Origin of the sequence: Dendronalium sp. ChiSLP03b, from assembly GCF_034531165.2 — a bacterium.
Classification (GTDB): Bacteria; Cyanobacteriota; Cyanobacteriia; order Cyanobacteriales; family Nostocaceae; genus Dendronalium; species Dendronalium minutum.
Map to the genome: position 1 here is coordinate 39,433 of NZ_JAVRBR020000071.1, position 11,630 is coordinate 51,062.

Consider the following 11,630-nt stretch of genomic DNA (forward strand, 5'->3'; position numbering starts at 1 on the left):
TTATTTGCTAGTTTTTGGTTGATTAATAGGAATCTCAATTATAAATTCTGCTCCTTGCCCAGGTGTCGAATTACAAGCTAATTTTCCACCATGTTTGTCTACCACAATCTGGTAACTAATAGATAACCCCAGTCCAGTACCTTTACCTACATCTTTGGTAGTAAAGAAAGGGTCAAATAGTTTTGAAAATATTTCTTTGGGGATACCCATAGCATTATCTGATATCCGGATTGCTATTCGGTTACTATTGATAACTTCAGTACGAATGTGAATGGTAGGATTGTCAGTTATTTTGCTAGTGGCAATTGATTCTTCTAAAGCATCAATAGCATTACTGAGAAGATTCATAAAAACCTGATTGAGTTGACCAGGGTAGCATTCTATGAGAGGAAGTTTGTTATATTCTTTAATGACCGAAATTTCTGGATGATTTGGTTTAGCTTTGAGGCGATTGTGTAAAATCATCAGAGTACTATCGAGTCCTTCATGGATATCTACCTGCTTGAATTCAGCCTCGTCAAGGCGGGAGAAATTTCGTAGGGACAGGACAATTTCACGAATGCGCTGGGTTCCTACCCGCATAGACTTAAGGAGTTTCACTAAGTCTTCCTTGAGAAAATCAAGTTCGATCGCAGCAATTACTGCTTGAATTTCGGCTGGAGGATAAGGAAAGTGTAATTGATACAGTTCTACCAGTTTCAACAAATCTTGGGCGTATTCACTAGCAGGAATAAGATTACCATGAATGAAGTTAATCGGGTTGTTTATTTCATGAGCAACACCTGCAACCATATTACCCAGTGAAGACATTTTCTCACTTTGGATTAGTTGAGTTTGAGTGCGTTGTAATTCAATTAAAGTATTTTCTAAGTCTTCCGCTTGTTGTTGCAAACGAAGTTCGGCTTGTTTGCGTTCGGTAATATCAGTTGATACACCAAGAATTTGCTTAACCTTTCCATCATTATTGCGACTGAATGGCGTTTCCCGAGTATAAAGCCAGCACCATTCACCATTCCCTCGCCTCACTCGATATTCATACTCACAAATATCGCCATCCTTGGCGGCAAGTAACCTTTGCAACTGAGTTGCTAGTTTTTCCTTTTCCTCTGGATGAGTAATAGTGGGAATCAGCTTGTCTCCCATCTGTTGAATTTCTTCAATAGAATAGCCGAGAAGAGTAATAATTTCTTGATTGGCGTAAACATTATGCTGTTCTTCTAGGTCAAAGATGTAGAGAATATTAGGAGAAGAATCGGCAATACGTTGAATGAAGTGCTGACTTTCTTGGAGTGCTTCTTCTGCTTTTTTACGTGCTGTAATATTTAAAGTTGTCCCTACCAGTCGATAAATTCGACCTTCACTATTTTTCAAGGGATTGATTGTAGTCAACCACCAAGTTTCTTTGTCATGAGCAGAGAAAGATTCCTCAAAGAAAACGCTTTTGCCTGACTTGATGCATTCCCTGTAGCGTTGGCGATAGTGATGTGCTATGTCAGGGGATAGTGCCTCTGTTATTGTTTTTCCTAAAAATGGTTCCAGAGGAATTGGACTAATTCTGAGGATAGCTGGATTGAAATTAATGTAACGAAACTCTGCCCCATCATCTAAAACATCTAGGACGTAAATGCCATAGTCTACACCTTCCCAGATGCTTTGCAAAAACTGTGTCTGGGCTTTGAGTTGTTGCTCTACTAGCTGGCGATCGCGCAACGCAGCTTGCTGTTTGCTAATATCAAATAAATAACCATACCAAATAACTTTACCTTCAGGTTGACCTTCTGGCCGGGAAATCGCCTTAACCCGTTTGTGCTGACCAGAGGGAGTTATTATCCCCCACTCATATTCATAGTTTTGCAGAGTTTGGGCTGAGCGAGCAATTGCTTGTTGAACATTTGGAATATCCTCAGGGTAAATATAGGCAAATGCGAGAGAAGCATCTTCTGCGATCTGTTCCGGTTCTAATCCTAAAATTTCTCGACATCCCGAAGAAACATAAGGAAAGGACATTGTGCCATCTGGTTGCAGATGAAATTCATAAAGCATCCCTGGCGCATTATCTGCCAGCCGCTTTAACCGTGCTTCGCTCTGACGCAGTGCTGCCGTGCGTTCTTCAACTTTAGCTTCTAACTCCTCATTCAGTCGTTTAAGTGCTGCTTCTGCCTGTTTACGAGCGGTAATTACTTCCGCAAATATGATGATTCCGCCAACTTCACCAGAGTCTTCGTACCAAGGATGTATCTCCCACTTCACCCAATCGATTGTTCCGTCTGCACGGGGAAAGGCATCTTCTTCACATTTCTCAACAGCTCCTGCCAAACAACGTTGATGGATTTCCCGCCAATGCTCTTGAATCTCCGGAAAAACCTCATAACAAGAGCGACCGATAATCTCTTCATCACCCAAGCCATAATTTTCTCTCCAGCGGCGACTCATCAGCAAGTAGCGCATCTGACGGTCAAATATAGCGATCGCAGCAGGCGTGTATTCTATAAACAAAGCCATCTGCTCTTGGCTAAATTTTAGGGTGTTTGAAGACTTCGCCTGCTCTAAACGGGCTACTACCTGACGCAGCTCTATCAGCTCTTGTTGAAGAGATTCATACGTATTTTTATCTACAGTAATGAGATTAGGAGCCATAGTTTCGGCATTTACTAGCTAGGTGTCTGAAGTTGAGTTTAGTATCTATGTTGCCCAATCTTAAGCCAACCAAATCAGTATTTTATGCTCAATTCCGCATCAAGCCTCAGATTCCTAACTTCTTTAAGAAGTCGGGAATCTTGTTGTTCACTTTATTGGCTCAAGAATTCACCTAATTGATGTTTAATTAATAGTCCTTTGAGGGTGGCATTTTCAGCTTTTAGTGCCGTATTCTCAGCTTCTAATTCACTGATTCTCTCTTTCAGCGCTTCCTTGGTTGTACCTTGTCTGTGAATTACCACTTCTTTATAAATTTCTAAGTTAGTATCTTCATTCATCCATCTTTGATACGTCTTAGTATGCTCTTGTACTGTATGTCCCATGTAATCAGCCATTGTCTTAATTGGGACTCTCAATCGATGACCACGCAGAGCATAGGCATGACGCAAATCATAAGGTCTAAAGCCGATATCAGAAGTTCTAAATTTGATATGAAGTTTCGCAGTTTTATTACTTAGTGTCCCTTCATTATATGGTAATCTAATATTCTTCAAATCAAATAATTCTATCCAATGAGGATGTAATGGAGGAATACCACAACTCCTTTCACCAGTCTTAGTACCTTCTGTCAAACTAGGATTTAAAGTAACTAAATGAAAGGTATTTAATGTATGTGTAAATGCTACTATATCCACAGCGAATAATTCATGAGGTCTTAACCCATAAGTTGCTAACATCCCATAAGCCCATTGCCATTGTTCGGGTTGTGTTAGATTCTCCTTACTAGCGTATGCTGATAAAGGCATCCCCATTTTAATAAATCCTTGGATAATTTCTTCATCTGAGGGAATTTTTCGGATGGTAGGATGAGGTTTGGGAGTCATATAAGCATAAATTGTCTTAAAATCATCAATCCCACAAAACTCACAAAACTTTTTTAGTTGCCATACCAAAAAAAACCTACCTGATGTATTAGCTTTAGTTTTTTCTAATGCTGCTGCCAACGATTGTGCAGATAATGGTACATCTTGAGGAAGTTTTTTGAGATGCCTCATATAATGAGTTTCCCAAGTACGTATTCCTTGCCGATTCTTTTCGTGGGTTTTCCAAAACTCCCGCTCATATTCCTGAATCAATTCACTGATGAGTTGCTCGGGTTTATTTTTATCTAATGCGCCTAAATTATGTGCTTGTTTACCGAGTAAATCTGGTGTCCACTGGAATTGCTTTGTCATTAATAATAAGTCTAATTCCCGCGCTTTCAATACAGCCATTTTTACTCCAGCATCATTAGCTACAAAACCGCATGAAATGGTGTACTGTTTATTAGGGCTGCCATGTTTTCCGACATCACCAGGTCTACAGGGAAACGTCCCTTGTAAAGCTATAGTTTTAGGACTAGTCAGCTTCAGTTTGACTTTGATTCTATCTAAACTTAATGCAGAATTAGCTTGCCCAATTGCGTGTTTTATCCTAAGATACTCACGCTCCATCTTGGCATTTTCATCTGATGCAGGTTGTTTAGGCTTCCACTGTTTCCATTTAGATGGTTCCCATTGGTCAATTGGTATACCATCCCACACTGATTTACGGATATCGTAAGTACTAGCTTCGCTGCTGGGCATAGGCTTTTTCTAAATTAGTTTTAAGTAATTTAACTTTAAGGCTGACAGCGCTTTTCCATTAATTAATTTTCCCTACCCTACTCCCCACTCTCTTGAGTTTGCAAAACTTCCCAATTTATGCGGAATTGATACCAGCGACACTGAAGTTGATAGCATAATTATGAGCAAGATTATGAATACCAGCAAAAGATATCTTTTACCATTTATTGTTGCGATCGCAGCCAGCCTCGGCAGTTGTAGTTCTAACCCTACTCCTCGTAATATTGCTAGTATTTCGCCAACACCCACCATTACACCCACACCCAATACATTATCTCCAACCCCAAGTCAAAGCCCTACCAAGGCTCAAATCAGAGCTAGCTCCAGCAATGTTGAGCCAGTAGCAACCACACCCGTCACGCCTGCTGCAACTACCCAAGCTGCCGCTAGCAAAACGGTCAACGTTACCCTATATGCAAGTGATGCCCAATGTCAAGAACTGATTCCTCAAAAAGTTTCAGTACCCGCTGAGGAACCTGTAAAAGGTGCAGTAGGTAAGATTATAGAGCAGCAAGATACAGGTGACTTTGGCTTTGCTGGTTATCGTGTTGGCGTGAAAAATGGCGTGGCAACAGTTGATTTGCGACTATCTCCGCAATCAAAGCGGCAATTAGCTTCTCTTTCTAGTTGCGAACAGTTTGCTTTGTTTGGCAGCCTCCGCAAAACTTTAACAAGTAACGCCCAATGGAATATTAAGGAAGTTCGCTTCACCGAACGAGGTCAGGAAATTGTGCTTTAGTCAGCAATCGTTGGGAACTCCTCACTCTCTACTCCCCACTCCCTTTAACTAAAAGCCACTGCTCAACCAACTCCGCCACAATATCGCTCATCTGTCGCTCCTGTGAAGCTGCGGCTGCCTTGAGTTGTCGATGCAATTGCTTAGGTAAATAGATTGTGGTACGGGTATAAGCCGGGTCGGTGCTTTTGCTTTGGGAAGTAGGTCGATCTTCAGTTGGCTGTGGCCGATCTCTTTGTTGACGACTGCGAGCTGCATCAATCAGCTCATCAAAACGGCTAGTTTTTTTCTTATTATTCAAAGTCAGCTCCTCCACATTTAATTTGCATACAGTCAGTAGTTTTTAGTTTTTAATTGCTTAATATTTCTTTTCCCACCCCTGCGTAGCATCGCCATGCAATTTGGGCGTAAGAGTCTTTGACAGCATTTACTGGCACACCTTCTAAAGCAGCCCGTTGGAATACAGCAAGCCGTCGAATTCCAGATTTAAACATAGGTAGTCCTGCTTGTTCTAGAGCAGTTCTAGCTTCTTCTCCTGCTTTATTTGGATTTGGCGGAATGATAGTTAGCAAAATTCGATAATTAGTCTTTAATTGTTTGAGTAAGTCAACCATTTGCAGTGTTGCAGCTAAAGCAACTGCATCCGGAGTCGTGGGAATGACCAACAAATCGCATCCTTTAGCAATAGTTTTTAGCTCATCTGAATCTGGTCGCGCTGGCGTATCAATTACTATATGCTCATAGAGTTTTACTAAATTTACCCCTTGTTTTTCATCAGCCACTTTGAATGGTAAACAACCTCGGTTTGACCAATCCAAAGCACTGCGGTTTAAGTCGCCGTCCACTAACAGAGTGTCAGCTTTGGTCTGAAGGTATGTAGCTAAGTGCAGTGCTGTCGTAGACTTAGCTACACCGCCTTTGAATGCCGCTACAGTGATAATCATTTTGGATTTAAACGCAAATAATGCCAAGATTCTACTACATGTTTAAACATCTGGATGTTTAGTTATATTTTGCATTTAAATGTTCAAACATCTAAATGTAATAAAAGCTTTGTATACAAATATTTAGCACTTATTTGTTTTATCTACTAATTATTTATATAAAAAGCAAATTAAGTAAAGTGAGTTATTAAAGCATTGAATACAACTAAGTACGATTCGTTAATTTTTATTAAGAAGTGTTATGGGGTCGATACTACTTTTTGACAATCTCATTCCAAAAGAATTGAAAAGTTTACGCCGACTGGATTTTTTAATAAAATAATTTCATCAAAAGATTCGCAGAACTATAAATGGACTGGATTACCCTACTGCGATCGCTACAGTCTGATTTTATTAAAAGGTTAAAATCTGGTTGTCTGCTTCATTGTGAAACAGAAGGTCAATATAGTGAATTAACAATAATTTCTGGAGAGAGATTAAAAATACTACGGGACTTTTGCTGGGAAATGGCTGAGAAATATAAGCGTGTTTCGCCAGTCCGTGACGTTTTTATTAGTTACCTCAAAGGAAAACTGGGTGAAGAAGTTGTCAAAGAACGTTTAGCGGATTTTATTACAGAAGTCGATTATGAAAAAAGATTCGGCGGCGATGGCAAAATTGACTTTACACTAACTTCCGATCCCACAATTGGCATTGAAGTCAAATCTCGTCATGGCGCTATAGATAAAGTCAGATGGTCAATTAGTTCCGAAGAAGTTGAAAAAAATGCAGTTGTAGTCTGCGTTTTCATTCAAGAAGAGGTGAATGAAGCGCAATCAGAATATCACCTTTTCTTGGCAGGCTTTCTCCCGACACGAATGATTAAACTGAAAACTGGTAGAATCTCATTTGGGATAGATCAACTTTTGTATGGTGGCGGTTTATGGTGTTATTTAGAACAGTGTCAATCTTCTGTAAATTATAATTCTCCCAAACAAGAAACTGCAATTAACCAATATTATTCAAAGCCACAACCGCTATCTACACAGACTACGCATCAGTTAAATAAACCTTCATTATATTTTGCGGTTGATAAGCGTTTAAATTTTCATCAAGAAGATATAAATTATGCAAATTTAGGTGATGAATGCTTTGAAAAAGGACAATATGAAGCTGCGATCGCCAATTACAATCAAGCCTTAGAAGTTAACGCAAACGATACTTATGTATATTACAAAAGAGGTTTAACTTATTATCAATTAGGAAATTATGAAGCAGCGATCGCAGATTATTCGCAAGCAATACAGCTTAATCTTAAAGATGCTAAATCTTACAATAAAAGAGGTATGGCTCGTTATCAACTAGGAAATTATGAAGAAGCAATTGCAGATTACACTCAAGCTATCAGCATTAATCCAAATGTTGCCGTGGCTTATAAAAACCGTGCAGAAGCTCGTTCTCATGTAGGAGATAACCAAGGAGCGATTGAAGATTACACTCAAGCAATTCAAATTAATCCCCATTATGCCAACGCTCATAAAAATCGAGGAATTACTCGGTATTTATTAGGAGAACCACCAGGATCTCATCGTGCAATACAGATTAATCCTCATGATGCTGAAGCTTATAAAAATCGCGGTAATGCTCGCTCTGACTTAGGCGATTTTGAAGGTGCAATTGCAGATTATACTCAGGCAATACAGATTAATCCCAATTGCGTTGACACTTATTATAATCGTGGTAATGCTTACTATGAACTCGGAAATTTTGTAGGAGCAATTGAAGATTACACTCAAATAATTAAGATTAATCCTAATTATGGTGATGCTTATTATAATCGTGGTAGTGTCTACTTTGAACTTGGAGATAAGCAGGGGGCAATTGAAGACTTTCAAAGAGCATTGGATATTTACCGTAAACAAGGTAATTTAGAAGCCCTTAAAGATACAAGAGAAAGAATTTTAGATTTAGAAATAGAAGAATCATTAGATATTTTAAAATTTTAGTAAGTTAGTAGTATTTATTAATTAGTAAGTAGGTAGACATAATTAAATGTAAGAGGTCATTGCGAGGAACGAAGCAATCGCAAAGACTGGGATTGCTTCGTTCCTCGCAATGACAGAGCATATTATATTTTTTTAAGCTTATCTACTTACTAGCGATCGCACTATTTCATACTTAAGACTAAATACTTTGATACCTATAACCTGTATGATGATTGACTGGAATCCAAAGATAATTCCAGAGTAGATTAATGGTGTCAGAAAAAAATACCATTTATCTTCTTGATTATCTACAAAATTTAGGCTGTTTCACCAATTAACATCGGCTATGACTGTAAGAAAGTTGGCAGTAACCATACTATACAGTACCGTGCTGGGCTTACTCACCACAAGCAAAGCCCAAGCCGCTTCCTTCACTTTTAAAAAAATTGTAGATACCAATAGTTCCTTCCGCATTCCTGTTTATGAATTCAATTCCCCCGCCATTAACGATAAAGGAACGGTAGCCTTTAGTGGTGCTTATGAAAATGACAATAACAGTGGAATTGGTATCTTCACTAGTAACGGCAAAAAGATTACTACCATTGTTGATACCAACGGCACTAATGGTTCCTTTAGTTTTCTGGGTACTCCTTCCTTAAACAATTTCGGAACTGTGGCTTTTCAGGGTGAGCGTACACTGAATGATGTGTCAGGTGTTGGCTTCTTTACTGGCAATGGGAGGTCACTGACTACCGTTTACTTCGACGATAACGCTAAAGCTATTCTTGTATCGCGACCCTCAATCAACGACAAAGGAACAGTGGTCTTTACCGATAACGAATTTGGCAAGACCTATATTAATATCAATGGAAAAATTACCTTTATTGCCAACACAAATGGAGGTAATCCTTCAATCAACAATCAAGCAACAGTATCATTGATTCTGCCAGATAGAGGACTTGTGACTCGCAACGGTCAAGTAACTACTATCATCGCAGATACCAATAATTCATTTACCTCCCTCTCTGGCGATGGTTCTCCTATTAACAAACAAGGAAGTGTTGCCTTTCTAGCTAATTTAAAATCAGGAGACGAAGGCATTTTTACTGGCAATGGCGGGTCACTAAAGACCATTGCTGATACTAGGGATTCATTTGATGGCTTTGGTGCTTCTCCTGCTATTAATGATGACGGAAAAGTAGCCTTTTGGGCTTTTTTGAAATCTGGAGGCGAAGGCATTTTTACTGGGTCAGATTTAGTCAAAAATAAGGTCATTGCTACTGGCGACAACCTCTTTGGTTCCAAAGTGACAGGCATTGAATCCTTTGACCTTCAGGGGCTGAATAATCGCGGTCAAATTGCTTTTGCTGCTTCACTTGCTAATGGTACTCAAGGTATCTACGTCGCCACTCCTGAAAATGCTACCTCTGTTCCCGAACCTTCCTCTTGGCTTGGGTTAGTGGTTTTTGGTGTAGGTGCTACGTGGCTGCATTTGTACAAAAATAAGTAATATAGTGATTCTCGGTTGTGTTGATTACACGTTAGGGTGCAAGGCTTTGTGCCCTTTCATTACAAATTAGGAATTAGTATTAGTAGCTAGTTTAATAGAAAAGATTTTGCTATTAGTTTTGATAGTATTCTTATTGGGTTTAATTAAATATTTTTCACAATAATTTGATTAGTTGAATTAAAACTAATAATGCCTTGTTTTTCTAATTTACCCATCAATCGTGTAATTGTTACTCTAGTAGTGCAGCAAGCATTAGCAATATCTTCATGAGTGAAGCGAACACTCAAGCGAGTTCCATTTAAAACTGGTTCACCAATTTCCTGTTTCAAAAGTCGTAATAAATTATACAAGCGCTCTTTTACCCGTCGCCTTCCACAAATGGCTAAAAAAGATTCAGTCTGCTGTAACCGCTGCTTGATTTTTGGTAAAAGAGTATAACTCAGTGTTAGAGAAGCTGCTATCTCTACTACATGAATTGAGACTAACTCGATATCACAGACGGCTGTTGCTTGGTAATTGTTTAAAGAAGTTAAACTCGAGCCAAAAACCATTCCTGCTTTTGCTAACCCTACAAGCACTTCTTCACCCGTTTCACAAAATGTACTTAGTTTAACCAAACCCTGACAAACATATAAAATTTCTTGCGGGTTGAGCGGAATATTTTCACCTTTAGTATATTTATATTTATAGCGATCTTGGAGCAAGTTACTATTATTATCGACTAATGATGATTCTGTTTTGTAAGTTACAGGAATTTTACGCATTAACCAGCGTATAGATATTGCTTTACCCTGCTGATTGCGGACAATTGCCACTCTCAAATTTGCATTGAATGACTCGCCATGACGTTGCTGTAAGCGTATTACCAATTCTCTATCTTTGTCCGATTCGGATAGCCGATTAAGAAAACTGCGAAAATGGTGACGTTCTTCTAAAGGGATAAAGTTAACGAATGCTTTACCCACCATAAAAGGTTTTGAAAGGTTGAGTAATTTAGATGCGGCAAGATTAGCTTGTAAGATAATCCCTTTAGCATTAGTTATTAAATACCCATCTGGTGCTGACTCGAATAAATCTCGGTAGTGTTCGCGTTCTACTGTTAACACATTTTGCGTTTCTATTAGTTGTTCATTTTGCTGATACAGTTCATCCACTGCTAAATGCAAATTTCTTAAGTTACTCTGGATTTCCTTAAAAGCGTCTGGGAGCAGTTCTGGCGGAATCCAAGGCAGGATATTAGCAGTTTGGGATAAATCTGCTAAACGCTTGTGCAATACTTCTGTGCGTTGGAGAAATAGCTCTATGTTCATTTTAAATCTTCTTTCTAATAGGTTAAAGGTGTGAAAAAGTTACTTCGAGGGAATGTGACTCTTTTACGGTAGAAGAAGATAAGTCAAATATTGTTAATTTAGCTTATGTCGAGATATCTTCCTCAGTTAGCCAAATCATAGTTTCATAGCCGATCTGACCCATCTCTGGCTCAGGCCCCATAGGCATTTCTATCAAATAAACCCAGCGACTTGACTCTGGTCGATAGTTTTTGATGATACCTGCCCCACCAATAAATCCTACCATTTGACCCTGACTAAATTTAGGTACTGCCAAAATATTTAGATTCATGCCTCGTAATTCCTTTGATTAATAAAAAGTCTTTATCTATTTGCAAAAACAATACCTGCTAAGCGATAAAAGCAACAAGAAAATTCTTCCTTATCCAGCCTCAAGAGTTTACACAGCAAGAGGTTGCTCCCATCCGTCAATTTTGAGTTAGTCGAGTACTAATCTGTAAATAAACTAGAGAATGGAATCCTTTAACACTCAAGAAATACTCTTTTTACGCCAAATTTTGCTTCTATCTGCTGAAAATTTCAGGTTAGATAAAATATGATTAAATGTTAAGTTCGCTAGTGATAATGGATACAAATTATCTGTGCCAGGATTAGAGCATTACTGTAGAAATACAAGCTCAAGCTAGAAAAATGATCGTGGATGGTTTTGCCATATGAGTTATAAGCATAAATTTCTAGCTTGGTGTCTAATTAACATTAATTTAGAGAATTGGTATTACCTGGGCAAGATGATGGATTGATGACTCTCGTAATACTGTCAATAAAGTATTTTTATTTACAGCAAAAATACTGTTAAGTAAAATTTTTTACTCTGAGAGACATCCTC

Annotated in this window: 9 protein-coding genes; 3 read left to right on the plus strand and 6 right to left on the minus strand. The window is 38.7% G+C overall.

Going from position 1 to position 11,630, the window contains the following annotated elements; genetic code table 11:
• The gene (locus RMY31_RS18470; RefSeq protein ID WP_322660604.1) at positions 1-2,637 is read right to left on the minus strand and encodes a PAS domain S-box protein; all 2,637 of its coding nucleotides are present in this window, start codon (positions 2,635-2,637) and stop codon (positions 1-3) included.
• Positions 2,638-2,789: 152 nt separating this feature from the next.
• A complete protein-coding gene (locus tag RMY31_RS18475; protein ID WP_322660602.1) occupies positions 2,790-4,262 on the minus strand; it encodes an integrase in 1,473 nt (490 codons plus the stop codon).
• A 160-nt stretch (positions 4,263-4,422) separates the two neighbouring features.
• Here RMY31_RS18475 and RMY31_RS18480 point away from each other — a divergent pair, with 160 nt between their 5' ends.
• A complete protein-coding gene (locus RMY31_RS18480; protein WP_322660600.1) occupies positions 4,423-5,040 on the plus strand; it encodes a sporulation/spore germination protein in 618 nt (205 codons plus the stop codon).
• A 28-nt stretch (positions 5,041-5,068) separates the two neighbouring features.
• Here the strand turns inward: RMY31_RS18480 and RMY31_RS18485 are convergent, their stop codons facing one another.
• Both RMY31_RS18485 and RMY31_RS18490 read right to left on the minus strand, forming a co-directional pair.
• Positions 5,069-5,338 (minus strand): CopG family transcriptional regulator, encoded by a 270-nt coding sequence (locus RMY31_RS18485; protein WP_322660598.1) that lies wholly within the window; start codon positions 5,336-5,338, stop codon positions 5,069-5,071.
• A gap of 49 nt (positions 5,339-5,387) precedes the next feature.
• The gene (locus RMY31_RS18490; RefSeq protein WP_322660596.1) at positions 5,388-5,981 is read right to left on the minus strand and encodes a ParA family protein; all 594 of its coding nucleotides are present in this window, start codon (positions 5,979-5,981) and stop codon (positions 5,388-5,390) included.
• Between the two features lie 350 nt (positions 5,982-6,331).
• Between RMY31_RS18490 and RMY31_RS18495 the strand changes: the two genes are divergently transcribed.
• Together RMY31_RS18495 and RMY31_RS18500 are read left to right on the plus strand one after the other, a co-directional pair.
• Complete coding sequence (locus RMY31_RS18495; RefSeq protein ID WP_322660594.1) at positions 6,332-7,966, plus strand: tetratricopeptide repeat protein; 1,635 nt, start codon at positions 6,332-6,334, stop codon at positions 7,964-7,966.
• Between the two features lie 325 nt (positions 7,967-8,291).
• Positions 8,292-9,455 (plus strand): choice-of-anchor tandem repeat NxxGxxAF-containing protein, encoded by a 1,164-nt coding sequence (locus tag RMY31_RS18500; protein ID WP_322660592.1) that lies wholly within the window; start codon positions 8,292-8,294, stop codon positions 9,453-9,455.
• 143 nt (positions 9,456-9,598) lie between these two features.
• On the opposite strand, the gene RMY31_RS18505 is transcribed toward RMY31_RS18500, so the two are convergent.
• Entirely contained in the window at positions 9,599-10,765 is a 1,167-nt protein-coding gene (locus RMY31_RS18505; RefSeq protein WP_322660590.1) for a PAS domain-containing protein, read from the minus strand.
• Positions 10,766-10,868: 103 nt separating this feature from the next.
• Positions 10,869-11,075 (minus strand): hypothetical protein, encoded by a 207-nt coding sequence (locus RMY31_RS18510; protein WP_322660588.1) that lies wholly within the window; start codon positions 11,073-11,075, stop codon positions 10,869-10,871.
• Positions 11,076-11,630 lie beyond the last annotated feature (555 nt).

Coding starts and splice junctions, on each gene's coding strand:
- RMY31_RS18470 (WP_322660604.1), bottom strand. CDS start 2,637: ATGGCTCCTAATCTCATTACTGTAGATAAAAATACGTATGAATCTCTT.
- RMY31_RS18475 (WP_322660602.1), bottom strand. CDS start 4,262: ATGCCCAGCAGCGAAGCTAGTACTTACGATATCCGTAAATCAGTGTGG.
- RMY31_RS18480 (WP_322660600.1), top strand. CDS start 4,423: ATGAGCAAGATTATGAATACCAGCAAAAGATATCTTTTACCATTTATT.
- RMY31_RS18490 (WP_322660596.1), bottom strand. CDS start 5,981: ATGATTATCACTGTAGCGGCATTCAAAGGCGGTGTAGCTAAGTCTACG.
- RMY31_RS18495 (WP_322660594.1), top strand. CDS start 6,332: ATGGACTGGATTACCCTACTGCGATCGCTACAGTCTGATTTTATTAAA.
- RMY31_RS18500 (WP_322660592.1), top strand. CDS start 8,292: ATGACTGTAAGAAAGTTGGCAGTAACCATACTATACAGTACCGTGCTG.
- RMY31_RS18505 (WP_322660590.1), bottom strand. CDS start 10,765: ATGAACATAGAGCTATTTCTCCAACGCACAGAAGTATTGCACAAGCGT.
- RMY31_RS18510 (WP_322660588.1), bottom strand. CDS start 11,075: ATGAATCTAAATATTTTGGCAGTACCTAAATTTAGTCAGGGTCAAATG.